General features: G+C 64.8%; 22 protein-coding genes and 1 tRNA gene. 16 read left to right on the forward strand and 7 right to left on the reverse strand.

Annotated elements, in window-relative coordinates; all coding sequences use genetic code 11:
• The first annotated feature begins 16 nt into the window (after positions 1 to 16).
• The 3 genes from VSX60_RS16785 to VSX60_RS16795 all read left to right on the forward strand — a co-directional run bounded on the left by VSX60_RS16785 (position 17) and on the right by VSX60_RS16795 (position 3029).
• The gene (locus VSX60_RS16785) at positions 17 to 817 is read left to right on the forward strand and encodes a (Fe-S)-binding protein (RefSeq protein ID WP_327625410.1); all 801 of its coding nucleotides are present in this window, start codon (positions 17 to 19) and stop codon (positions 815 to 817) included.
• A gap of 107 nt (positions 818 to 924) precedes the next feature.
• Positions 925 to 2358: a LutB/LldF family L-lactate oxidation iron-sulfur protein gene (locus tag VSX60_RS16790; RefSeq protein ID WP_327625411.1), complete on the forward strand. Its 1434-nt coding sequence runs from the start codon at positions 925 to 927 to the stop codon at positions 2356 to 2358.
• Positions 2355 to 3029: a LutC/YkgG family protein gene (locus VSX60_RS16795; RefSeq protein ID WP_327625412.1), complete on the forward strand. Its 675-nt coding sequence runs from the start codon at positions 2355 to 2357 to the stop codon at positions 3027 to 3029. The genes VSX60_RS16790 and VSX60_RS16795 overlap by 4 nt, the downstream gene beginning before the upstream one ends.
• A 49-nt stretch (positions 3030 to 3078) precedes the next feature.
• Here the strand turns inward: VSX60_RS16795 and VSX60_RS16800 are convergent, their stop codons facing one another.
• On the reverse strand, positions 3079 to 3660 hold the full coding sequence (locus tag VSX60_RS16800) for a Uma2 family endonuclease (RefSeq protein WP_327625413.1): 582 nt from the start codon (positions 3658 to 3660) through the stop codon (positions 3079 to 3081).
• A 218-nt stretch (positions 3661 to 3878) separates the two neighbouring features.
• Between VSX60_RS16800 and VSX60_RS16805 the strand changes: the two genes are divergently transcribed.
• Together VSX60_RS16805 and VSX60_RS16810 are read left to right on the forward strand one after the other, a co-directional pair.
• Complete coding sequence (locus VSX60_RS16805; protein WP_327625414.1) at positions 3879 to 4511, forward strand: LysE family translocator; 633 nt, start codon at positions 3879 to 3881, stop codon at positions 4509 to 4511.
• Between the two features lie 17 nt (positions 4512 to 4528).
• Positions 4529 to 5275, forward strand: coding sequence for a 16S rRNA (uracil(1498)-N(3))-methyltransferase (locus VSX60_RS16810; RefSeq protein ID WP_327625415.1), 747 nt, complete (start codon positions 4529 to 4531; stop codon positions 5273 to 5275).
• 61 nt (positions 5276 to 5336) lie between these two features.
• Here the strand turns inward: VSX60_RS16810 and VSX60_RS16815 are convergent, their stop codons facing one another.
• Entirely contained in the window at positions 5337 to 5663 is a 327-nt protein-coding gene (locus VSX60_RS16815; RefSeq protein ID WP_327625416.1) for a helix-turn-helix domain-containing protein, read from the reverse strand.
• A 9-nt stretch (positions 5664 to 5672) separates the two neighbouring features.
• A complete protein-coding gene (locus VSX60_RS16820; RefSeq protein ID WP_327625417.1) occupies positions 5673 to 6026 on the reverse strand; it encodes a type II toxin-antitoxin system RelE/ParE family toxin in 354 nt (117 codons plus the stop codon).
• 310 nt (positions 6027 to 6336) lie between these two features.
• On the opposite strand from VSX60_RS16820, the gene VSX60_RS16825 reads away from it, so the two are divergent.
• From VSX60_RS16825 to VSX60_RS16835, 3 genes are all read left to right on the forward strand, one after another.
• On the forward strand, positions 6337 to 7710 hold the full coding sequence (locus VSX60_RS16825) for a glutamate--cysteine ligase (protein ID WP_327625418.1): 1374 nt from the start codon (positions 6337 to 6339) through the stop codon (positions 7708 to 7710).
• Positions 7711 to 7859: 149 nt separating this feature from the next.
• Positions 7860 to 8804 (forward strand): hypothetical protein, encoded by a 945-nt coding sequence (locus VSX60_RS16830; protein ID WP_327625419.1) that lies wholly within the window; start codon positions 7860 to 7862, stop codon positions 8802 to 8804.
• Positions 8805 to 8984: 180 nt separating this feature from the next.
• Positions 8985 to 10325, forward strand: coding sequence for a hemolysin family protein (locus VSX60_RS16835; RefSeq protein ID WP_327625420.1), 1341 nt, complete (start codon positions 8985 to 8987; stop codon positions 10323 to 10325).
• Between the two features lie 104 nt (positions 10326 to 10429).
• Here the strand turns inward: VSX60_RS16835 and VSX60_RS16840 are convergent, their stop codons facing one another.
• Positions 10430 to 10702: a DUF1127 domain-containing protein gene (locus VSX60_RS16840; RefSeq protein WP_327625421.1), complete on the reverse strand. Its 273-nt coding sequence runs from the start codon at positions 10700 to 10702 to the stop codon at positions 10430 to 10432.
• A gap of 184 nt (positions 10703 to 10886) precedes the next feature.
• Between VSX60_RS16840 and VSX60_RS16845 the strand changes: the two genes are divergently transcribed.
• The 4 genes from VSX60_RS16845 to VSX60_RS16860 all read left to right on the forward strand — a co-directional run bounded on the left by VSX60_RS16845 (position 10887) and on the right by VSX60_RS16860 (position 13289).
• Positions 10887 to 11837 carry a LysR family transcriptional regulator gene (locus tag VSX60_RS16845; protein ID WP_327625422.1) on the forward strand — a complete coding sequence of 317 codons (951 nt, stop codon included), beginning with the start codon at positions 10887 to 10889 and terminating at the stop codon, positions 11835 to 11837.
• Between the two features lie 106 nt (positions 11838 to 11943).
• Positions 11944 to 12450: a DUF6194 family protein gene (locus tag VSX60_RS16850; protein WP_327625423.1), complete on the forward strand. Its 507-nt coding sequence runs from the start codon at positions 11944 to 11946 to the stop codon at positions 12448 to 12450.
• A gap of 208 nt (positions 12451 to 12658) precedes the next feature.
• Positions 12659 to 12871: a cold-shock protein gene (locus VSX60_RS16855; protein ID WP_206452965.1), complete on the forward strand. Its 213-nt coding sequence runs from the start codon at positions 12659 to 12661 to the stop codon at positions 12869 to 12871.
• 142 nt (positions 12872 to 13013) lie between these two features.
• Positions 13014 to 13289 carry a hypothetical protein gene (locus VSX60_RS16860; RefSeq protein WP_327625424.1) on the forward strand — a complete coding sequence of 92 codons (276 nt, stop codon included), beginning with the start codon at positions 13014 to 13016 and terminating at the stop codon, positions 13287 to 13289.
• A gap of 157 nt (positions 13290 to 13446) precedes the next feature.
• On the opposite strand, the gene VSX60_RS16865 is transcribed toward VSX60_RS16860, so the two are convergent.
• A complete protein-coding gene (locus tag VSX60_RS16865) occupies positions 13447 to 14214 on the reverse strand; it encodes a pentapeptide repeat-containing protein (RefSeq protein ID WP_327625425.1) in 768 nt (255 codons plus the stop codon).
• A gap of 144 nt (positions 14215 to 14358) precedes the next feature.
• Between VSX60_RS16865 and xseA the strand changes: the two genes are divergently transcribed.
• Positions 14359 to 15981 carry an exodeoxyribonuclease VII large subunit gene (gene xseA, locus VSX60_RS16870; protein WP_327625426.1) on the forward strand — a complete coding sequence of 541 codons (1623 nt, stop codon included), beginning with the start codon at positions 14359 to 14361 and terminating at the stop codon, positions 15979 to 15981.
• Positions 15982 to 16001: 20 nt separating this feature from the next.
• Here xseA and VSX60_RS16875 read toward each other — a convergent pair.
• Both VSX60_RS16875 and VSX60_RS16880 read right to left on the reverse strand, forming a co-directional pair.
• Positions 16002 to 16078: transfer RNA gene (locus tag VSX60_RS16875), tRNA-His, on the reverse strand.
• Positions 16079 to 16250: 172 nt separating this feature from the next.
• Positions 16251 to 16715, reverse strand: a complete 465-nt coding sequence (locus tag VSX60_RS16880) for a phasin (protein WP_327625427.1) — start codon at positions 16713 to 16715, stop codon at positions 16251 to 16253.
• 271 nt (positions 16716 to 16986) lie between these two features.
• Between VSX60_RS16880 and VSX60_RS16885 the strand changes: the two genes are divergently transcribed.
• The 3 genes from VSX60_RS16885 (at position 16987) to VSX60_RS16895 (ending at position 24008) form a co-directional block, all read left to right on the forward strand.
• A complete protein-coding gene (locus tag VSX60_RS16885; RefSeq protein ID WP_327625428.1) occupies positions 16987 to 20829 on the forward strand; it encodes a histidine kinase dimerization/phospho-acceptor domain-containing protein in 3843 nt (1280 codons plus the stop codon).
• A 250-nt stretch (positions 20830 to 21079) separates the two neighbouring features.
• Positions 21080 to 22135 carry a Fe(3+) ABC transporter substrate-binding protein gene (locus tag VSX60_RS16890; RefSeq protein WP_327625429.1) on the forward strand — a complete coding sequence of 352 codons (1056 nt, stop codon included), beginning with the start codon at positions 21080 to 21082 and terminating at the stop codon, positions 22133 to 22135.
• Between the two features lie 181 nt (positions 22136 to 22316).
• Positions 22317 to 24008, forward strand: a complete 1692-nt coding sequence (locus tag VSX60_RS16895; RefSeq protein WP_327625430.1) for an ABC transporter permease — start codon at positions 22317 to 22319, stop codon at positions 24006 to 24008.
• Positions 24009 to 24365: the final 357 nt, after the last annotated feature.

The raw sequence follows: 24365 nt of genomic DNA on the forward strand, positions 1-24365 counted from the left end.
TCATCTGGGAGAGGGTATGGCCGACATCGACAGTACAACCGATCAAAACGAAGCGAGGTCCACCACGCCCGAGGTCGCGCTCTTCGTCACTTGCCTCGTTGACCTGTTCCGGCCGAGCGTCGGCTTCGCGGCGATCAAGTTGATCGAGGATTCCGGCTGCCGGGTGAGCGTGCCGACGGCGCAGACATGCTGCGGCCAGCCCGCTTATAATTCCGGCGACCGGGCCGATACGCGCGCGATCGCCGAGCAGGTCATCGCCACGTTCGAGGGCTTCGACTATGTCGTCGCGCCGTCCGGCTCCTGTTCGGCGATGCTGAAGAAGCACTATCCCGAACTCTTCGCCGGCGATGCCGAGTGGGAGGCGCGCGCGGCGGCGTTTTCCGACAAGGTGTACGAACTCGTCAGCTTCCTCGCCGATGTCCGTGGTGTCACCGCCGTCGAAGCCAAGGTCCAGGGCACGGCGACCTATCACGATTCCTGTTCGGGTCTACGCGAACTCGGCGTCAAGGCGCAGCCGCGAAAGCTGCTCGAATCGGTCGACGGGCTCGAACTGACCGAACTGAAGGAAGCCGAGGTCTGCTGCGGCTTCGGCGGGACCTTCTGCGTGAAGTATCCCGATATCTCCAACGCCATCGTCACCAAGAAGGCCAAACATGTCGCCGCCAGCGGCGCCGACATGCTGCTGGCCGGCGATCTCGGCTGCCTGATGAACATGGACGGCAAACTGAAGCGCGAAGGCATCGCCGTGGAAGTGCGCCACGTCGCCGAAGTACTGGCCGGCATGACCGACACGCCGCCGATCGGCGGCAAGCTGTGACACGGATCGTCAACGGCGAAGCCCGCCTGCCCCTTTCCAAATGTCCCACCGACTGCCCCTATACGATCGAGCAATCGCGCGATCACGACTGGATGTCCGAGTAACCGATGCAGATCACTTCACAGACCTTCAAGGCCAATTCCGTCAAGGCGCTCGCCGACGTCGAGCTGCAGCGCGCGCTCGGCAATGTCGAGCGCGGCTTCATCGCCAAGCGACAAAAGGCCGTCGACGCGCTGCCCGAATTCGATGCGCTGCGCGACAAGGCGCGCGAGATCAAGAACCACACGCTGAAGCATCTCGATCTCTACATCGAGGCCTATGTGGCGAAGGTCGAGGCGTCCGGCGGCATCGTGCATTTCGCCGAGGATTCCGAACACGCCCGGCGGATTTTCCTCGACATCGCCAAGCGGCGGAAGGCCAAGACCGTCACCAAGGGCAAGACGATGATCTCCGAGGAGATCGGGCTGAACGAGTTTCTCGAGGCCAATGGCATTACCCCGATCGAGACCGACCTTGGCGAATACATCATCCAGCTTCGCGGCGAGCATCCGAGCCACATCATCGCCCCGGCGGTTCACGTCAACCGCGATCAGGTCGAGGCGGATTTTCGCCGCGTCCATGTCGATCTCGACCCGAAACGCGACCTGACCGCGCCGGAAACGCTGCTCGGCGAGGCCCGGCAGATTCTGCGCCAGAAATACGGCGAGGCCGACATCGGCGTCACCGGCGCGAACTTCCTGATCGCCGAGACCGGTTCCTCGGTGATCGTCACCAACGAGGGCAATGGCGACCTCACCCAGCTTCTGGGCAAATGCCACGTGGTGCTCGCCTCGATCGAGAAGCTGGTGCCGACGCTGGAGGACACCGCCCAGATTCTGCGCGTTCTCGCCCGCTCCGCCACCGGCCAGGACATGAGCGTCTACACCACCCTGTCGACCGGGCCGAAGCGCGCGGAGGACCCGGACGGGCCGGAGGAATACCACGTCATCCTGCTCGACAACGGCCGCTCCAACATGCTCGGCACCGAGTTTGAGGAGATGTTGCGCTGCATCCGCTGCGGTGCCTGCATGAACCACTGCCCGGTCTACCACGCCGTCGGGGGCCACTCCTATGGCTGGGTCTATCCCGGCCCGATGGGCGCCGTGCTCACCCCGTCGCTGATCGGCGTCGACAAGGCCGGGCATCTGCCGAATGCCTCGACCTTCTGCGGCCGCTGCGAGAGCGTCTGCCCGATGCGGATTCCGCTGCCGAAGATGATGCGGCACTGGCGCGAGAAGGAATTCGAAAGCCATCTGCAGCCGACCACCCAGCGCGCCGGCCTTGGCGCCTGGGCGTTTTTGGCGCGGCGGCCGAAGCTCTACCGAGTCGCCGTCTCCGTTGCGATGCCGATGCTGAAAGCGCTCGGCGGAAAGAAGCGCCGCTTTACGTCGCTGCCGCTGGCCGGCGGCTGGACCAAATGGCGCGACCTTCCAGCGCCCGAGGGCCGCACCTTCATGCAGGAATACGCGCAACGAACGGGTAGAGCGGAGGCCAACCGATGAGCGGCTCGACACGCGACGCGGTGCTCGGCCGCATCCGTCGCTCCAACGGCGCCCGGCCCGGCGACCCGGAGCGCCAACGCATTGTCGAGGAGCGGCTGGCCGGCGCGCCGAAGGGCATCGTGCCACAGCGCGGGCAATTGCCCCACGCCGATCAGGTGTCGCTGTTCGTCAAGATGGCCGAGAAGGCTGACGCCACGACGGCGCGGATCGCCAGCTATGGCGATCTGCCCGCCGAAGTCTCGCGCTGGCTGCGCGACAACAATTTTCCCGCAGATCTACGTCTCGCCGAGGATCCGCGCCTCGCCGGCGCCGATTTCGGCGCCACCGCGCTGACCCTGCGACGCGGCGCATCGGACGGCAACGACCTTAACGCCCTCTCCCATGCCGAAAGCGGCATCGCCGAGACCGGCACGCTGGTGCTCGTCTCCGGCGCGGAGAACCCCACTAGCCTCAACTTCCTGCCCGAAAACCACATCGTCGTCGTCAAGGCGGAGGACATCGCCGGCGACATGGAGGCGATCTTTCCCGCGGTCAGGCAGCGTTACGGCAAGGGCGAGATGCCGCGCTCGCTGAACTTCGTCACCGGCCCGTCGCGCTCCGGCGACATCGAGCAAACGCTGCTGCTCGGCGCGCATGGCCCGCGGGCGCTGCACATCATCGTGGTGGGGTGATGGAGGGGCGGCCGGCGATCAATCGAAGCGATTTCCGGCCGACATTCCCTCAGGCGAGATAGGGTCCTGTCGGAAATTCGACGCCGTCGAAAATCTCCGCCAGCGGCAGTTCGATGCCGAGCGCCGGGACCGGCGCGGCCGTGTCCATACCGGCGAGACGGCTCTCGATCCATTCGCCGCCTTCGTTCCGCTCGAAAACGAACACCTCCGGCCGGTTCGGCTCGACATAGAGGATGGTGCGGAGCGAGGCGACAGTCTTGTATTCGGCGAGCTTGCCGGCCGTGTCGAAATCCCGCGTCGTCGGCGAAAACACTTCGACAACCAAGACCGGGTCACTGGCAATGAGCCCGTCGGGATCACGAGGACCGCAATCGACGCCGGCGTCGGGGCGGCGTATTTGGCCCGGCAGGGTCTCGACGCACAGGTCGGCCGTAAAAGGTCGGCACGGTTTTCCACGCTGCCTCTGCCGGAGTTCCGCCAAGATATTCAGAACAATGTCATCATGCCGGATCGTGGCCCCCGTCATCATTTCGACCGGAAATCCGCCGACGAGCTCGAAACGCCCAGGCCGGCCCAACTGCCAGGCGAGAAATTCCTCCACCGACCAGTGACGCGCTGCCGCCTGGCTCATCGTCTCGATGTCTCCCGGGATCGTCGATCTAGGCGGGAAATGTATCACGAAACAAGCTTGCCGCCATAGAACGGGCAAGGCGTCCTGCCCGCATCGCACAGCGATGTCGGTCGGCCCCGCCAAATCGCACGACCGTCTTGGGCCGGAGTCCACCTCTGGACAAAGGCCCCGAAAGCAGGATTTGTGGCGCGGAAATCCATTCCCCGGAGTTTCTGGCCATGCCCGTCGATCCCACCGTCCTCGCCGCCTTCGTCCTCGCCTCGGCGATCCTTGTGGTCATTCCCGGCCCGACCATCGTCATGGTCGTCGGCCAAGCGCTTGCCCATGGCCGGCGCACGGCGCTCGCCAGCGTCGCCGGCGTCGGACTCGGCGATCTGATCGCGGCCAGCCTGTCGCTGGCCGGCGTCGGGGCGCTGCTCGCCACCTCGGCCGGCGCCTTCGCCGCGCTGAAATGGCTGGGCGCGGCCTATCTGATCACTATCGGCATCAGGATGTGGCGCTCCCCGGTGAGCTTTGCCGCCGAAGCGGCGACTATCGTCGAGACGCGCCGACGCCTCGTCTTTCGCGACGCCTTCCTGGTCACCCTGTTCAACCCCAAGGGCATCGTGTTCTTCGTCGCCTTCGTGCCGCAGTTCATCGACCCGGCGAAGCCCTATGCGGCGCAGGCAATGGTCTTCATCGGCATATTCGTGCTGCTTGGCATTGTGAACGCGTATCTCTACGCGCTGCTGGCAACGACGGCCCGCGGCTTCATCCGGCGACCGCGCGTTCTACGGTCGGCGACGCGCACCGGCGCCGCCTGCCTCATCGGCGCGGGCGTTCTCTCCGCCTTCGCGCCCCGGCCGGTTTGAGAAAGGTCCGTCCGCAGATGCCGAGTCATGACTTCCGGAGCCCCCGGCTGTTTGTTGAGAGCGATTTGTCCGAAGGGCAGGCCGTGCCCGCAACGCCGGTGCAGGCGAACTATCTCCACAATGTCATGCGCCTCGGCGAAGGCGATACGGTGCTTGCCTTCAACAGCCGCGACGGCGAATGGCGTTGCGATCTCACCAAGCCGGCCAAGAAGAAGCTCGAACTTTTGCCGCGCGAACGGGTGCGCGACCAGACTCCGCCGGCGGATCTGCATTATCTGTTCGCGCCATTGAAGCACGCCCGCCTCGACTACACGGTGCAAAAGGCCGTCGAAATGGGCGCCGGCGTGCTGCGACCGGTGATGACGCAGCATGTGCAGGCCTCGCGGCTCAATATCGAGCGGATGCGGGCCAATGCCGTCGAGGCGGCCGAGCAGTGCGGCATCCTGTCGATCCCCGAATGCCGCGAGCCGGTGAAGTTCGCCGATTTGATCGCCGGCTGGGACCGCTCCCGGCATCTGGTCTTCTGCGACGAGCGCGAGGAGGCCGAGAGCCCGATCGATACGCTGCGGGCGATACCACAGGGGCCGCTGGCGCTGCTCATCGGCCCCGAGGGCGGCTTTTCGGCGGAGGAACGCCGGGCGCTCCAGGCCGCCGAATTCGTCACCGCCATCTCGCTCGGGCCGCGCATTCTTCGCGCCGACACTGCGGCGGTCGCCGCTCTGGCCGTGCTGCAGGCGAGCATCGGCGACTGGTGTGAGGGTTGATGCCATCCGGAGCTGGCCGCCATTGAGCCACAGATGGCGACGCACAGGCCCGCCTCATTCCTCAGAGGATAGCTTCAATGCCCTTCTTCTGAGCCAGCGAGAGCAGCTTCAGGGAAGGACCACCAGGCCTCTTTTCTCCCTGTTCCCATTTGCTGACCACGGATTTGCTGACATTCAACACCTGCGCAAAAACCGCCTGGCTCATCTGCGCGGTCTCTCGAATCCCCCGGATGTCGTCAGCCGCGAGTTCCTCGACTGTCGTCAGACAGGCGGCGTCAAAGCGTCTCTTGGTTTTTCGATCGACGGCGCCGATCTTGTAAAGACCGGTGACAGCCTCGTGAGCGGAGCGAAGCGCATCACTCCGATAAGCCCGCTTGCTCTTTTCCATGGTCAATCTCTATCCATTCCTTGGTTTCGAGCAGGCGTTCGACTTGCTCGGGGCGAGATCGGCAATGATCTTGGCAAGGTCCCGATAGGTCTCCAATTCCTCGCCGGTAAGGTTCGCTCTCGCGCTCTTTGCAAACAGGTGAACGAAAACGATACGGTCCCCATACTTGTGAACGATGATGGCGCGGTGGCCTCCCGTCCGGCCTCCTTCGCCCTGTGAAACTCTTTGCTTGACGAGGTGCGCTCCAAGATCGGCATCGATCTTTCCCGCCAAGATGCGGGCCACCGATTTCCCCAACTCGGCGTCTGCCACCCCCGCCTTCCGGGCACCGCGGTTAAATGTCTTCGTCTTGAAAACCCGCATTGTAGCCTCGCGATGAACTCGTGATCAAAAACATAGCGTTCTATCCGATTCCAAGGCGACCATTCAAAATGGGCCATTTGGTCGACTGCCCAACCAGCGCTAACCGCACCCCGAAATCTATATCACTTAGTCCTATATTTCAATCGCAATTTCCGAACCCAGGTCTAACTCGGTGCCGGAACCGCAAGCACTGGCCGCACCGTCAACCCGAATTATGTTGCGATCGGGCGAAAAACTGGGCACGTCCCCACCTGAACGATGAACTCGTCCGTGCGGGCGACTCCAGGCGAAGATTTTAGAGGGCTCCTGCATGGCGCGCGACACGACCGATCTGACGCCGGTCACCTCGGTCGAGGATTTGACCGCCTATCTGAAAGGCGGCGAAAAACCGGCGTCGCTCTTCCGGATCGGCACCGAGCACGAAAAGTTCGGCTATTATATCGACGACCTCTCGCCGGTGCCTTACGAGGGCGAGCGCGGCATCGGAAAGCTTCTGGAGAAGATGCAGGCGCTGTCCGGCTGGGAAGCGATCGTCGATGACGGCCGCATCATCGGCCTCTACGGCAGCGATGGCCAGGGCGCGATCTCGCTGGAGCCCGGCGGACAGTTCGAGCTGTCCGGCGCGCCGCTGGAGACCATCCACGCGACCTGTCAGGAATCCAACGGGCACCTGGCCCAGGTCCGCGCGGTCGCCAAGGATCTCGGCATCGGCTTTCTCGGCATCGGTTCCTCGCCGACATGGACGATCGACGAAACCCCGATCATGCCGAAATCGCGCTACGAGATCATGCGACGCTACATGCCGAAGGTCGGCACGCGCGGCCTCGACATGATGTTCCGCACGGCGACGATCCAGGTCAATCTCGACTTCGCGTCGGAAGCCGACATGCGCCGCAAGATGCAGATCGGCATGCGGCTGCAGCCGGTCGCCTCCGCGCTGTTCGCCCATTCGCCCTTCACCGAGGGCAAGCCCAATGGCCTGTGTTCCTGGCGCTCGGAGGTGTGGTCCGACGTCGACAACCAGCGCTCCGGCCTCCTGCCCTTCGTCTTCAAGGACGATTTCACCTACCGGGATTATGCCGAGTGGGCGCTCGACGTGCCGATGTATTTCGTCACCCGCGACGGCCGCTACACCGACGCGACCGACGTCACCTTCCGGCAATTCATGGACGGCGCCCTCAAGGGCCGGGTCAGCGACCCCGAGCCGCAGATGGGCGATTGGGTCAACCATCTGTCGACGCTGTTTCCGGACGTCCGCCTGAAGCGCTTCATCGAAATGCGCGGCGCCGACGGCGGTCCGTGGCGGCGGATCTGCGCCCTGCCCGCCTATTGGGTCGGCCTGCTCTATGACGAAGCGACGCTCGCCGCGGTCGAGGCGCTGACGCGCGACTGGAGCTTTGAAGAAGTGTCGGCCATGCGCGCAGAGGTCCCAAGGAGCGGCTTCCGCACACCGTTCAGGGACGGCACGGTGCTCGATCTCGCCCGCGAGACGCTGAAACTGTCGCGTCAGGGCCTCGTCGCCCGGCGTTGCCTGAACGAGGAAGGCAACGACGAGAGCCATTTTCTCGCGCCGCTCGAGGAAGTGGCCGCCCGTGGCACAACGTCGGGGGAAGAGCTGATCCGGCTTTACGAAGAGCAATGGGACCGTTCGATGGAACGTGTCTTCAAGCACCTCAGCTACTGAGCCGTCGGCGGCCGCGGTCGCACGAGACGCCGCCGGGTCCCGTTCGCGCGACGTTTTGCCGCTGATGGGAGAAGAACCGGTTGCTCCGCTTTGACAGGGAGCGCATGGTGTGCCCGGATGTGGACGGGCACGCTGCGATCGAGGTCACAATGACCGATTTCTTCGACTGGCTGACTGTAGGCGATTCCGGCCTTGGCGCCGATCGTCTGGCGGATGCTTTCAAGCTCAGCCATCGGGAGATGCGAGAGACGACCGAGGCGCTGGCCCCCGCCTTCACCCTGGCGCTGCAACGCGCGATGTTGGATCCCGCCGCCTGGACTGAGCTCTCGCACCGGTTCCTGCCGTTCATGGACGGCACCACCATGCCGGGACCGGAAACCGCCAGGAGCCCGGCTGCGAAGGATCTGGCCAACGCGCTGTTCGGCTCGCGCGACATTTCCAACGCGGTGGCGCGGAAGGTCTCGCTTGCCAGCGGAATCGCTCCGGACACGGTCGAGAAGCTGATGCGCAACCTCTCGATCATGACCATGCAGACCATGGTCAAGATGATGCTCGCCAATGTCGCGCGAAATCAGCCCGCGGGGCTGGCCGACGGCAATTATCCCGGGGCGATCGCGGAAATGATGCGGCGCGGCGCCAATGCGATGGAAGCCATGGGGCGCCCATCCGACAGTCCGCAGCGCCGGCAGCCGAGCTTCCCGGGCGCGGCCGGATCGGATTATCTCGCCGGTCTTTTCGCCGATGCGCTGAATGGCAAGCTGCCCCTCATGCCGCCGGTCGCCGAGGCAACCGAGCGCCCGCCTTCGGCAAGCCGGCGCACAAGCGACGACGCCCCGCCAGCGTCAGATTTCATCCCCTTCCAGCCCTTCGAGGCTATGATGGAAGGCTTCGCGCGCGGGCTGCAATCCGGCGACGGTGCCGCGACGGACGAACCCGAAAGTCAGGCGCCCGCTCCGGAGCCCGAAGCCACCGCCGCCAGTACCTTCGACGATCTGGCCCGCGCCGGCCAGAAAATGCAGGACGACTACGCCCGCCAGATGACCGAGCTGTTCCAGCGCTTCCAGGGTGGGCTCGGAAACGACAAGGACCACTGATCGTCCGCGCTCGGGCCGGGACGAGCGCCAGTATCGTGATGCGGCAACGGGGGACGGGCGCCATGCCCGTTTGCGAACCGCGCCTCGCGCCGAGCGGCGGCTGAATGCCTTGCCGCTTGCTTCGGGTCGTCGCGCCTCCATCTTCAAGCGCCGGTCCCGCATCCACCTCAAGGTCGCCTTTTGCTCCTCACCAAATTCCTGATCATCCTCCTGCTCATCGTCCTCAACGGCTTCTTCGCCATGTCGGAGATCGCCATCGTCTCGGCGCGCAAATCGCGTCTGGAACAAATGCGGAAGGAAGGGCGACGCGGCGCGGCCAGCGCCATCCGTCTGATGGAGGACCCGACGGGATTCCTGTCGACCGTCCAGATCGGCATCACCCTCGTCGGCATCTTCGCCGGCGCTTATGGCGGATCGGTCTTCGCCGCGCCGTTGGCCGAAATGATACGGGACTGGCCGGTGGTCGGCCCCTATGCGGGCACCGTCGCCTTCGTTCTTGTCGTCGTCGTCATCACCTATCTGTCGCTGATCATCGGCGAGCTGGCGCCCAAGCGCTTCGCGCTGAGCCGTGCCGAGGCGATCGCCGTCAAGGTCGCGCCGGTGATGGCGCTGATCGCAAAGGCCGGCGCACCGCTGGTCTGGTTGCTGCGGGTCTCGACCAACGCGGTGATCCTGCTGCTGGGCGGCGATCGCGAGGACGGCGACGGCGTCACCGAGGAAGACGTCCGGGCGATGATCGCCGAGGGGACGCAGACCGGCGTCTTCAAGCCGAAGGAACGAGAGATGCTGGAAGGCGTCATCCGGATCGCCGATCGCACCGTTCGCTCGATCATGGTGCCGCGTCCGGACACGACATGGCTCGACCGGCGGGACGACGCCGACACACTTTTCGACAAGATCCTGAAGTCCGGCCATTCGCGCTATCCGGTAATCGACACCGACACCGACACGGTCGTTGGCATCGTCCAGACCAAGGATCTGCTCGAACAACAGCGCCGCACTGGCACGATCGACCTAGCCGAGGCGATGCGCGAGCCGCTCTACGTCCATGAGACGATGCCGATCCTCAAACTGCTGGAGCGGTTTCGCGCCGCCGCGATTCATATCGCGATCGTGCTCGACGAATACGGCTCCTTCGAGGGCGTTGCGACGCCGACAGACATTCTGCAAGGGATCGCCGGAGCTTTGCCGGAAGGCGAGGATGACGATCCGCGCGTGATCGCGCGCGACGACGGCTCCTGGCTGATCGACGCGGCGATGCCGATCGACGCTGTTGGAAACGCCGTGCCCGGCCTGCTCTTTCCCTCCGAGCGAGATTACGAGACCGCCGCCGGTTTCGTCCTCAATCATCTGGGGCACATTCCCGGAGTCGGCGAACGCTTCCGTTGGCAACGCTGGGACTTCGAAATCATGGATATGGACGGCCGGCGGATCGACAAGCTGCTCGTCACGGAGGCGCCGGCGGAACCCACCGCGGGACCGGGAAGCGTTGCTCCGCGTGACGCGCGATACGACGGCTGACGTCGGGATTTTATCCGCCACAACGCGAACGACCGAATGTCTGGACCTTCGGTCGTTCGCTCCGATATCACGATGGGAACGCGGGGTTGAGGCCGCTTCGGTCGTCAGTAGCAGCGGGAGTTGCGACGGCGCGCCGCGGTGAGCGCCAACCGATAGGTCGGGTCCTGGCGCCAATCGCCGCGCAGGGCGTCGTCGATGTCGCCGCGGCGAATGCCGATGTCTTTCAGCATATAATCGGGCAACTCGGTCATGGCGCGCGCATGGCGGCGATTGGCCATGGTTTTGACCATCGCACGGGCCGCTACGAGCGAAAGACGGATCGCCTGGAGGGGATGGGCGAGCGGTGTGCCGGGCCGGGGCTTGCTGATGATCGTCATGGCTGTTGTCCTTTCATAGCCATCGGTTTCAGGAAAAAAGCGGGAGCGCCGACGCGACGCCGTTTGCGACAGTGCCGAAACGCTCCCGAGTGGTTCCTGACACGATGAAAGCTATGCGATCCGAATTGATCATTCCAACGAATGTTGGTAATGTCTCGCATCGCTTTCGTTGATGGACAATCTGATGAACACACCCCTCGATCTCGATCATCTGCGGACCTTCGTCGCCATCGTCGATGCCGGCAGCTTCACCCGCGCGGCGGAGGACGTCTTCAAGACCCAATCTGCGGTGTCTATGCAGATGCGGCGACTGGAGGATCGGCTCGGCGCAACGCTGTTCGAGCGCACGGGGCGGACAATCCGGATCACCGACGACGGCTCGCGGCTCCTGGCCTATGCGCGGCGTATGTTGGCACTCAGCCAAGAGACCCTGTCGGCCTTCGACGAGGAGGCGATGCAGGGCCATGTGCGGATCGGCCTACCGGACGACTATGCCGAACGCTTCTTGCCGGAAATCCTCGCCCGCTTCTCGCGCTCCAATCCGCTGGTCGAACTTCAGATCGCCTGCGAGCCTTCGTCCAACCTGGCCGAGCACATCGACAAGGGTCGGCTCGACGTCGCGTTGGTTTCCGACTGCTTTCCCGGCGCGACACTCAGCGAAGTGGTACGGCGCGAACCGTTGCATTTCGTCACGTCGGCCTCGCACGACGTCCACAATGAAGCGGTGCTGCCGCTGGCGCTCGGTCGGCCAGATTGCGTCTGGCGGACCGAAGGTTGCAAAGCACTCGACCGCATCGGGCGGCGCTACAAAGTGCTGTTCACCTCATGGTCGGCGCAGATCGTCACCTCGGCGGTACTGTCCGGACTGGCGGTGAGCGTCCTGCCGGAATGCGCGCTGCGGCCGGGCATGCGGGTGCTCGGCGAGTTCGACGATTTTCCGGTGCTGCAAGATACCGAGATCGGCGTGCTCAGATCGCGCAACGCCGACGGGCCGGTGGTCAGCGCGCTGGTCGAGCATATCCGCGACAGTTTGGCGAACCTGTCGCCGGCGACGCAGGCCGCGCCGACGCATCTGCCGGAGACCCGGACGCCGCGTCCGCAGCGGGTGCGCGGGGCAATGGTCGCGGCGGAGTAGACCGTCGGCAATCCATGCGACCGCATCGACCGGATGGAGGCTTGCGCCTCCACCGGGACGACCTTCACGCCCGAGCCGGGCAAGACCATTGAGGATTACCTGAAATTTGTCGCAACCCAAATGGATCGAGAGTGATGCTGTCCATGAGCATCTAATTTCTGAACTCGGTGGCGTCGTTCCGAGAGCTGCCTGGGGCGAGATGGCGTACTTTTACAATCCTGGTTCTCGGTTCTCACGGGGCACCTATTTCGCTACGATCAAGGATCGGAACGGCGAGAATGATCGCGCCTCCGATCTTGATCGAACCGAGGTTTGGCGGCTTAATATCGGAGTTTCAAAAAAGACCTATCAGAGCCTCTTCGGCCCGCCTCCGCCGCGTCCTGACAAGGGCGGCATAATCGATGGTCCTTGGGACTTTATCGAGCGCGATGTCTTGATGCCGCATCCCATCTACGGATGGATGTCATGGATCGCTGTATTGTCCCCGTCCGAAAAGACATGGATGCAATGCATCCCGCTTCTGGCCGACGCGCACGGGCGAGCGCAAGAGACATTCACCAAGAGATTGCGGCACAGGAACGCCGCCCGTTCCGGCGCGATCGATACCGCCTGAAAGTTCTGAATTGTGACCGCCCAGCAAGTAAATTCCCCCGGCTTGAAATACGAGCGTGTTGATCCCATATATTCCGAGTTGGCAATAATTTATGCGCGCTAGGGTTTTCAGGATTTTTTCTCGCAATCTTTAGTATTCGCCATCGACCACAAAATACCGTAGCGTTTAGCGTTGCGAGTTTCAGACTTCATTCTAGAAAGGTTTTCCCATGGCTACGGGAACAGTGAAATGGTTCAACGCTCAAAAGGGCTTTGGCTTCATCGCGCCGGATGACGGCGGCGCCGATGCATTCGTTCATATCAGCGCGGTCGAGCGCTCCGGTCTCAACGGATTGGACGAGGGCCAGAAGGTCAGCTTCGAGCTCATGTCCGATCAAAAGAGCGGCAAGATGTCGGCCGAAAATCTGAAGACGATCGCCTGATCATTCGAGCAGGATAAAACCGCAGGCCCGCCGCGAGGATTGAGTCTTCGCGGCGGGCCTGCAAGCGCAAGCGCCCGGAGGCTTTGGATACGGCGATATCTCGTCAGGCCGCCGAATGCCGCGGCGAAAGGGGAAACCGAGCATGCCGATCATCAATTTCGATCTGCCGGCAGATCTTTTCTGGGCCAGATCCGCGCGTCGCGTGGTGCCGAAGGGTGGCGTGGCCCACCGGCGTTTCGAGACGCTCGCCGAGGGCATATGTTTCGTGGTCGAAGAGGATCAGGCCGAGCGCTACGGCGTATCGATCGACACGGACGAAAATTCTTTCTCCAAGGACGAAATCGAAGCCCTGTATCGAAGCGAGGGTTTTTCGGCCTATCGGGAGAAATCTCAGGGATCGCCGTCGGCGAAACCATAAGCCCCTCGCGGGCTCGCGCACGTCACCTGATGCCGAACGCCCTTGTGCCCCGTTCCTCAGGGGACACCTTCCTCGTCATTGAGCGGCCGCAGGAGTTCGGCAATGCCCCGCGCATCCGTCGGTGCGCCGACGCGTTGGACGCCCGGCGCTGACACCCCTATCGTTCCAAATTCTTCGCCGTGCCCTTGGCCTTGTCGAGCTTGGCGGACTGCAAGTCGGCGTCGGCGAAATCCGCCCCCTCGAGATTGGCGCCGTCGAAGCGGGCTCCCGCTGCCTCCATGCGCCGCATGTCCGCGCCTTCGAAATTGGCATCGGTGAAATTGGCGAACTCGCCGGCTGCGCGCGACAGGTTGGCGCCGGAAAAATCCGCGCCGCTCAGATCGGCCGAGTTCAAGACGCCGCGCATCATGCCCATCGACTGATTGCGCATGTCGGCGGAAAAATCCGCGCCGCTCATGTTCGCGCCGACCATCGAGGCGCGGGTGAAATCGCTGGCCAGCCGCGCGCCCGCCAGGTCGGCGCCATCGAAATTGGCGTCGATCATCTGCGCCTGAAACAGATTGGCCCCGGACAGATTCGCGTCGGTGAAGACGGCCTTCAGCCCCCAGGCCTGATCGAGCTTGGCGCCAACGAGACTGGCGTCGGACAAATCCGTGCCGTTGAGATAGGCGCTGGTCATGTCGGCGCCGTCGAAATTCAGCCCCGAGAGATCGAGGCCGTTCAGCGCCTTGCGGTTGAGATCGGCGGGCCTGTCGGGCGTCGCCTGGCTCAGCAGTGCCTCGACCTCGGCCCGGCTCATCTCCGCTTCGGTCATGCGCGGCGAGGTCAGGTCGAGCCCGCTCATCATGCCCTGCGCGGCCGCCGGCGCAGCGAGCAGCATCAAGGCCAGCAGCGTGAAACCAAGCGTTTCCACGAATTTCCGCATGGACATCCTCCTGGATGGTCGGGCACCCGGCTCCCAGCTTGCACCGGAATGGCGCGCCGTCAAAACGCATCCGATTGATCAGCATCGCTTGGCATCGCCGGGTTTCGCCTTGACCCGTGCGCGCGGCTCACCAAGATTGCGGCCATGAGCCGTCTCGACGAATCCCCCGCCGCCTCGAATGTCGCCGAATACAGCGTCTCGGAAATCTCCGGCGCGCTGAAGCGAACCGTCGAGGACGCCTTCGGCCATGTCCGGGTGCGCGGCGAGGTGTCCGGCTATCGGGGTCCGCATTCCTCCGGCCACGCCTATTTCTGCCTCAAGGATGACAGGGCCCGCATCGACGCCGTGGTCTGGCGTACCGCCTTCGCCAAGCTCGCCTTCAAGCCAGAGGAAGGGCTGGAGGTGATCGCCACCGGCAAGCTGACCACCTATCCCGGCTCGTCGAAATACCAGATCGTCATCGAGACCATCGAGCCGGCCGGCGCCGGGGCGCTGATGGCGCTTTTGAACGAGCGCAAGCGCAAGCTGGAGGCCGAAGGGCTGTTTTCGCCCGACCGCAAGCAGCGCCTGCCCTACCTGCCGCGCGTCATCGGCATCGTCACCTCACCGACCGGCGCGGTCATCCGCGACATCCATCACCGCATCGCCGACCGCTTTCCGGTGCGGCTGATCGTCTGGCCGGTGCGGGTCCAGGGCGAGACGTCGGGAGACGAGGTCGCGCGCGGCATCGACGGCTTCAACGCGCTGGAGCCGGACGGCGCGATACCCCGCCCGGACCTGATCATCGTCGCGCGCGGCGGCGGTAGCCTGGAAGATCTGTGGGGCTTCAACGACGAGGTGGTGGTGCGCGCGGCGGCCTGCTCAACGATCCCGCTGATCTCGGCGGTGGGGCACGAGACCGACTGGACGCTGATCGACCATGCCGCCGACCGGCGCGCGCCGACGCCGACCGGTGCCGCCGAGATCGCCGTGCCGGTGCGGGCCGAACTGCTGGCCAATCTGGCCGGTCTTCACGCCCGGCAGGCCGGCGCGATCTCGCGGCGTCTGGAGCAGGAGCGCAAGTCCGTCGCCGCGACCGCCCGCGCCCTGCCCTCGCCCGACATGCTGCTGGCACTGCCCCGGCGACGGCTCGACGAGGCCACCACCGCGCTCGGCCAATGCCTGCGCGTGGCGATTTCGGAAAAGCGCCGCCACTACGGCGACATCGCGAGCCGGCTGTCACCGTCGCGCCTCGGCAGCCTGGTTCGGGACAAGCGCGCGGATCTGCGCCATCACGAGACCCGTGCCGCCCATGCCTTGGAGATCAAGCTTCATGATTTGCGGCAGCGTTTCGAGCGGACGGCGGCGGGGCTGCAGCCGCATCAGATCAAGGCCCGCAGCGAGGCGGCGCGGTTGCGGCTGGACACGCTCGGCGAGCGGCTGTCGACGGCGCAGGCACAGGCGACGGAAGCCCGCCGCCAGCGGATCGCTGCGGCCTGGCGCATGGCGGACAGTCTCAATCCGCTGCGGGTGCTGGAACGCGGCTATGCGATCATTCGCGGCGACGACGACCGGCCGATCGTGCGCGCCGCCGGCCTGACGCCCGGCATGGCCTTCACGGTCCAGTTTGCTGAAAACGAGCGGCGCTCGGCCGTCGCGACCGGCGACGGCGAATTGGGCGCGAGACCCGCGGCCGCGACGAGCAGCGCGATGGTACAGGACAAGCCAGGCCCGCGCCGCCGCGCAGCGGCAAAAAAGCCCGCGGAGGGACAGGGCTCGCTATTTTGACATTCGTATCAGGGAAGAAATGGTACGGTTGGGTGGTCTCGAACCACCGACCTCCGGAGCCACAATCCGACGCTCTAACCAACTGAGCTACAACCGCACGGCGGACTCTCGTCCGCGCCAAGGTGCAGATAAAATCTTTCGCCGTCCTACGCAAGCCCGGATCGTCGATCGATCACGGCAAAACCCGGCTGCCGAGACAGGCCGGGTCTTCCTGGTGCGCATAGCGGCGGCGGGGCGACAGGCGTCCCGCCAGCATTTCGACGGCCTGATTACTTGGCGTTCTTCTGGGCCTTCTGGAAGGCATCGCGACCAGGCTTCATCATGTCCTGCGCGACCGACTGGGTCAGCGCCTGCATGTCCTTGCTCTGGTCCGTGGCCAGTTCGATCTGCTTGCGGACGTAAGCCGTCTGCATCTCGATGACCTCGGCGAACGACTTGGCCGACATCATCTTGTCGAGATGCTGGAAGCCCGTCTCGGCATTGCTGCGCAGGGCGTCGATGGCCTTTTTCGACAGCTGGAGCGAACCCTGATGGGCGTTCTCCATCGTCGATTCCAGCGCCTTGGTCGCTTCGTCCGCGGCGGACTTCATGCGGCTGTAGGCTTCCTTGGACTGCTCCATCGACTTCTGCGTCATGGCGCGGAAGGTTTCGGACATCTGCGACGGGTCCATGCCCATCATCGACTGGGTGTTCGGCATCGCGAACGGATCCTGGTTGGTTTTCGAGTCGGCCATGTGACAGTCTCCTGTTGTTGAATGTCGCCCGAAAGAGTGCCGGCGACTGCTTATTTATATAGCAAGTGATTTTGTGCAGTGCAACATAATGGGCGAATCTTTTTCGCATTTGCGAAGACATTAACCCTTAAACACGACGAACGACCCCAAAAGCCGGAAGATTCTGGATTCGGCGGGAAGGCCCTATTATGAATCCTTTCTTAAGATCGGCTCTGGAACCGTGCATGATGCGTTAAGGCGTGGAGGCGCGGCAAGCTTGAAAGCGTTGCCCATGGCGACATCGATAGTGCCCGTCGCGATAGCGATCATGGCGCATCCGCATGTCCGCGAAGCCAATATTGCTTCGACGGCTCTGGCCGTCTTCTCGTCCGATCTCACGCAACTCCTTTGGGTCAATACCGCCGGGGCGCGCCTCCTGCAACTCGACGCGGCTGGGCCGCAGCCGGCGGATACGCCGTTGAACACCGCGCCGATCCGCCAAATTCGCGCCGCGGGCCGCATGCTGGCAGCCGCTGGCCGCGCCAAGGCGCTGGTTCGTCGGCCCGGCGGCGGGCTAGGCCCCCCGGCGAGCGCCGAACTCACGCTGGTTTCCGGCGGCGAAACACTCAGCGATGTCGTTCTCGTCACCGTGGCGGGCCCGCAAGACCAGACGGAGGCGGCCGAAGCGGCCAACCAGCGGCTTCTTGCTGAAGCCGGCCCCGGGATTGTCGCGATCTGCTCCACGGATGGCGATGTGATCATCGACGATGCCGCGGAATCTGCGGGCGAAACGCCCGATCCGGAGACGCTCGCCGCCTTCCGCGCCTCGGGAGAGGCGCATCGCGTGGTCGCCCGCGAGGACGGCGGCGTCCTGATTCTGGCAAAGCTTGCCGACGAGCGTGTGCTGGTTTGGGCCGGCACCATACCGGAACGGCAGGAGACGGTGGCCGATGCGCGAACCGGCGATGACGCGCCGGACACTGGCGTGGCGGAGAAATCCTCATCTCCGACCCCCGCACCTGAGCCTGCGCCTCAGGCCGATCCGGAGAACGACCGATCCCATCAGATCGGCAAGACGGGGATGAGCGCGCTGCTCCAGCGCTGGTACTTCAGGAACCGCGATGGCGAAGCGTCGTCGCCGGAGCCGGAAACGGCGGCGGAACCGAGCGAAGTCGACATCGCCGAAAATACTATCGACGCGGCGGCAGAAGAAGGCGAAGACACCGCCGGACAGGCCGGTGATGAGCGCATTATCGCGACCTCCGATGCCGATGGCCCGACGACAGAGCAAAAGGACGAGCCCACCGCCACCGATGGCTACTCCTCCCAAGATGGGAATGCCCAGACCGCCACTAGCGAAAGCACGCTCATGCCATCGCCGGGTCCGCAGCAGCCCTACGACGCCCATGCGGCGGCGGCTTCCGCTCCCCACCCGCTGCGATCCAGTTGGGGCACGCGGGTGCTCCCGGAACCGGAAGCGGCGTCGACGGATCAGGCACCGAAGAGCGACAGTGGCGTCGATGAAGGACAATTGTCCCCGCCCGAACCGGTGACCGACACCACCGGATCGCCGCGCCGTGAGCTGACAGGATCGATGCCCTTCGGCGACGGACCGGAAAGCCGACCTGTTGCCTTGACCGGTGAACTGGAGGGGCCGGACCACCGCGATGCGGAAGCGCCGTTCGTGCCCCGCCTCGATGTCGTTTCGGTCCGCTTCGTCTGGCGCATCGACAGTGACGGGCGGTTCCGCTCCCTGTCGCCGGAATTTGCCGCCGCCGTCGGCCCGCGTTCCTCCGACGTCATCGACCGCAGCTTTCACGACGTTGCCGCGGCCTACCGGATGGATGCCGATGGCGAGGTCCGACGGCTCCTCGATCGCCGCGACACCTGGTCCGGCCGCACCGTCTTCTGGCCGCTGGAAAACACCGACAAGCGGGTTCCTATCGATCTCGCGGCGCTTCCCGTCTATGCTCGCGACCGCAGCTTCGACGGCTTCCGCGGCTTCGGCATTGCCCGCCTGGCCGACTCCGTCGAGGATCCCGAAGCGATTGGACTGCGTCTGGGCGCCGTCTCCGGTCTGGCCGACGAAGCACTTGAAGAATCACTCGCCGACGAAGCCGTGGGCAGATCGCGCGAGATCGGCGGACGCGCCCTGCTGAAGCGGTTTCCGTCGGAGGAGCGGGATGTCTCCTTCGGGCGCCGCGATCCGGCCGATCGACCGGACGCGGGCGCCGAACGCGATGTGCCGAAGATCATCCGCCTAGAGGAGCGCCGGCGCCCCAAGGACGGTGATCTTAGCCAGGACGAAGAAGCGGCGTTCCGCGCGATCGGCCAGACCCTGGCCCACGAAGACGCGCCCAATCGACTCGAGCAGGCGATCCAGACGGCGACACGGCGCATCGACGAGTTGGAGAATGCTCGCGCCAACGGGCAGGCATCCGCCGAGGCGGCAAACGATGCCGGCGGAGCGTCCGATCCCGAAGACACGATGATGTCCCCGATCCCGAAGGCGCCGGTCGAGGACGCAGGCGATCCAGGCCAGACGCCGGTCGAGGCGGTCGTCGATCCCAGCGGTGACGACGGTGACGATCCCGACTCCGCCGATATGCTGCCGTCGGACAAATCCGCCCTGCTCGCGGAGCTGGCCACCGTCTACGCGGAGCTGCCGCTGCCTGTCCTGGTGCAGGTCCGCGAGGACCTCATCTATGGGAACCGCGAATTCCTCGATCTGACCGGCTACGAAACCGTCACGGCGCTGGGCGACGCCGGCGGGCTTGCTCATCTGTTTACCGATAGCCCGGAGCCGGACTCGGAGAATGAGGCGCTCACGATCCGGCGCGCGAGCGAAGAGACGATCGCCGTTCGCACGCACATGCAGCGCTCGACGATCACCGGGCGCTCCTGTCTGGTGATGTCCTTCTTCACCTCACAGCACGTCAGCGCGGCCACCATGCGGCACGATTCAGCCGGGGTGATCGAGCCGGACACGGCGACCGACGACCGCGAACACGAGACGCTGCGCCAGGAGGTCGAGGACCTGAAGGCCGTCATCGACACGGCGGCGGACGGGTTGGTTCTGCTCGATGTCGCGGGCAACATCCGCTCCATGAACGGCTCCGCCCATAAGCTCTTCGCGATCGCCGAGGGTGACAGCGCGGGACGCCCCTTCATCACGCTCTTCGCCCACAAGAGCCAGAAGGCGACCAACGATTATCTGGAGAATCTGCGGCACGACGAGGCTCCGTCTGCCGACGACGAAGGTCGCGAGGTCATCGGCCGCGTCGCGGAGGGTGGCTTCGTTCCGCTGCTGCTGCACTTCGGCCAACTGCCGGGCGGACGCGGCTGGTACGCCGTCGTTCGGGACATCTCGCATCGCAAGCGGGTCGAGGAGGAATTGACCAACGCAAGGCGCGAAGCCGAGGCCGCGAGCCTTCAGAAGAGCCAGTTCCTCGCCAATATCAGCCATGAGCTGCGCACCCCGCTCAACGCCATCATCGGCTTTGCCGACGTCATGGCGACGGAATGCTTCGGTCCGATCGGCAATGAGCGCTATCTGGAATATCTCGACGACATCAAGCGGTCCGGCCACCACGTGCTCGATCTCGTCAACGATCTGCTCGACATCACCAAGATCGAGGCCGGCAAGCTCGATCTCGCCTTCGAGGCGGTCTCACTGACCGAAGTGATCTCCGATGTCGTGGCGCTGATGCAGCCGCAGGCGAACCGCGAGCGCGTCATCGTGCGCTCCAACCTGCCCTCGTCGGTGCCGCCGGTGGTCGCCGACAACCGCTCGATCCGCCAGATCGCCATGAACCTCGTCTCGAATGCTATCCACTTCACCCCGGCCGGCGGTCAGATCATCGTGTCGACCAGCTATTCGCCTGGCGGCGACGTCGCCCTCAGGTTCCGCGACAGCGGGATCGGCATGAGCGAACGCGAGATCGAAATCGCCATGATGCCATTCCGGCAGGTCAATCCGGGCGCGCGCCGACGCGGGGAAGGCACCGGCCTCGGCCTGCCGCTGACCAAGGCGTTGGTCGAAGCCAACCGCGCCGCATTCGCGATTTCCTCGACCCCAGGCGAAGGGACTCTGGTCGAAATTCTGTTTCCGCCACAAAGAGTTCTGACCGACTGAGCCGCTTCACGACCCTCCCGCTTTAGAATGATTCAACATTAGAATACTTCTAAACCATTGATTTTATTCATTATTTTTACCCAAACCTCTTGTGTTGACCAAGCCCATGCGGCATGAGTGCGCCGGGTCGCATCCCCAGGCGGCTCTTTCACCGCAAACGGGCGGGTCCGGTCGCGTCGATAGGATCTGCCCGTTCCGACCAGCCCAAGCCGCGTGAGGCGATCGCCTCCGCGGATCGAGGAGAGTTTTGATGACGAAGCGTTGTTTGCCGCGACTCGCGCGCGCCCTGACCCTGTCCGCCGGCTTCATCGCCGTGTCCTTCGCCGCGGCGACCGCCAACGCTGCGGACGTCAACATCTATACCGCGCGCCAGCCGGAGCTGATCCAGCCGCTGCTCGACGCCTTCACCGAGGAGACGGGCCTGACGACGGCGACAATCTTTCTCGACAAGGGTCTGGAAGAGCGCATCGCCGCCGAGGGGGCCAATTCCCCGGCCGATCTCATCATGACCGTCGACATCGGCCGGCTCGATGCCGCCAAGCAGGCCGGCGTGGTGCAGCCTGTGGACCACGCGGCGCTGGCTGAGAACATTCCGGCCGAATTCCGCGACGCCGGGAACGAATGGTTCGGGCTCACCGCCCGCGGCCGGGTCGTCTATGCCTCCAAGGAGCGGGTCGACGTGGACCAGATCACCTACAAGGACCTCGCCGATCCGAAGTGGAAGGGGCGTCTGTGCGTGCGCTCGGGCCAACACCCCTACAATGTCGCGCTGATCGCCGCCTATGTCGCCCATTACGGTGAGGACGCTGCGCGCGAATGGGCCGCGGGCCTGCGTGACAACCTGGCCCGTCGCCCCGAGGGCGGCGACCGCGACCAGGCCAAGGCGATCTTCGCCGGCGAATGCGACATCGCGCTCGGCAACACCTATTACGTCGGCAAGATGATGACCAACGACAAGGAGCCGGAGCAGAAGGACTGGGCCAACGCCATCAAGGTGATCATGCCGACCTTCGATAACGGCCTGACCCATGTGAACCTGTCCGGCGTCGCGCTGGCCAAGAACGCGCCGAACAAGGACAACGCCCTGAAGTTGATGGAATTCCTGTCGGGCGACGAGGCGCAGCAGATCTATGCCGAGCTCAACTACGAATATCCGGTCAAGCCGGGCATCGCGACCTCCGAACTAGTCACGTCCTTCGGCGACATGAAGCCGGACGACATGCCGCTCGCCGAGATTGCCAAATTCCGGGCCAAGGCATCCGAGATCGTCGACGAGGTCGGCTTCGACAACGGGCCGCAGAGCTAGACGCGAAGCTAAAACCGGTCACAACGAGCACCCGGCGCCCGGGCGGATTTCCGCTTCGGGCGCCCAGCCGTTTCTTCGCCGGCGAGCGCCTGCTAAGCCCTGTGGCCAGTCGCGATCGATTCCGGTTTTGCCGGGCCGATCGCGGTTCGATCGTTCATCGCAGGATTGACCTTCCCGCCGCATGTCAAACGCCGCGCCACTCTTAAAGCCGATCATCCGGCACCGCCTGCGTCTCAAGCGCGGGCGCGACCGAGGTTACCTCGTCGGCGCGACGGCGGTGGCGCTGACGGTGATCCTGCCGCTGGTCGCGCTGGCGGTCATCGCGCTGTCGGGAACATCGACCAACTGGCGGCATCTGGCCGAGACGATCTTGCCCGAGGCCAGCCGGATAACGCTGCTCCTGATGCTGGGAATCGCCCTCGTCGCCGGCTCGATCGGCGTGGTGACGGCCTGGCTCGTCGCCAGCTTCCAGTTTCCCGGAAGGCGGATTTTCGCCTGGGCGCTGGTGCTGCCGTTGGCGGTGCCGACCTATATCGCCGCCTACAGCGTCGTCGAGTTTCTGCATTTCGCCGGCCCGGTACAGACCGCGATCCGCGACATCTTCGGCTTTCAAAGCTCGCGGGAATACTGGTTCCCCGAGATCCGCTCGCTCGGCGGCGCGATCCTGATCCTATCCTCGGTGCTCTACCCTTACATCTTTCTGACCGTGCGGCTGGTGTTCGTCATGCAGGGCCGCAAGGCCGGCGACGTGGCGCGCACCCTCGGCGCCTCGCGGGCCGCCGTGTTCGTCAAGATCCTGCTGCCGATGGCGCGGCCGGCGATCGCGATCGGCGTCGCGCTAGCGCTGATGGAAGCGGTCAACGACATCGGCGCGGTGGAGTTTCTCGGCGTCCGCACGCTGACCTTCGCCGTCTATTCGACCTGGCTCAACCGCGGCGATCTCTATGGCGCGACGCAGATCGCGCTGTTCATGCTCGCCGTCATCGTCTTCCTCGTCCTGATCGAGCGCTTCGCCCGGCGCCAGCAGCGCTTCACCATTCATCGCGGCGACCGTCCGCAGGAAGGCCATGAGCCATTGCGCGGCTGGCGCGGCGCGCTTGCCGCCCTCGCCTGTGCCGTCCCCATCGCGGTCGGCTTCGGCGTCCCGGTTCTGGTCCTCGGCGGCTTCGCCTTGCGGCGGCTCGATCAACTGGCCGATCCACAGCTGTGGCGGGCGCTCCAGCATACCGTCGTCATCGCCACGGCGGCGGGGCTGGCGACTGTCGGCGCGGGTTTCGCGATGGCCTACGGCATCCGCCTCACCGGCAGCCGACGGCTGGCGGCGCTGGTGCGGGTCGCCGCCCTCGGCTACGCGGTGCCGGGCACCGTGCTTGCCATCGGCATCCTGATCCCGCTCGCCGCCTTCGACAACGCCGTCGACGCCGTGATGCGCGACTGGTTCGGCATCTCGACCGGGCTGCTGCTGTCGGGCTCGGGCTTTGCCATCGTCTATGCCTGTTTCGTGCGGTTCATGGCGATGGGCCACGGCGCCATCGAGAGCGGCTTTTCCAAGCTGTCACCACATCTCGACATGGCCGCGCGCACGCTCGGACGCGGCCCCGGCGGGACGCTTCGGCAGATCCTGCTGCCGCTGATGCAGCCGGCGCTGCTGACCGCGTTCCTCCTAGTCTTCGTCGATGCGACCAAGGAACTGTCGGCGACGATCCTCCTGCGCCCCTTCGACTTCGAGACGCTGGCGACCTTCGTCTACGCGCAGACATCGCGCGCGGCCTTCGAGGACGGCGCCCTGGCGGCGCTGATGATCGTCATGGTCGGGATCGTGCCGGTGGTGCTCTTGACCCGCTCGATCCTCAAGGAGACCGAGCGGGCGTGAGGGCGCGGCCGATCGGCGGCGTCGAACCGCGCAGCTTGCCGCTTCCCTTTCGCCTTATACCAACCTGCGGTGATAGGAACCCATTCGACCGGCCATTCTCCGCACCTTGGCGCCGATGCGTGGCGAGGAACGGGACGACGCGCGATGCGGCGCATCGGGCGAGGCCCGCGACGAACCCAGGCGCGGCGAGCGCCCGGCCATAGGTGGGCTGGTCGGGCTTGCCGGACGGCGCCATCGAATAGGTCCCTATCGCCGCAGGTTGGTATTAGAGCATCCGGCGAATAATTTGAATCGACGGGTTCCCATTTGATGTTCGGTTTGATTCTCTGTGAGCAGGAGGTGCTTCATGGGAAAGGC

The organism is Aurantimonas sp. A3-2-R12, from assembly GCF_036016755.1.
GTDB classification, from domain to species: domain Bacteria; phylum Pseudomonadota; class Alphaproteobacteria; order Rhizobiales; family Rhizobiaceae; genus Aurantimonas; species Aurantimonas coralicida_A.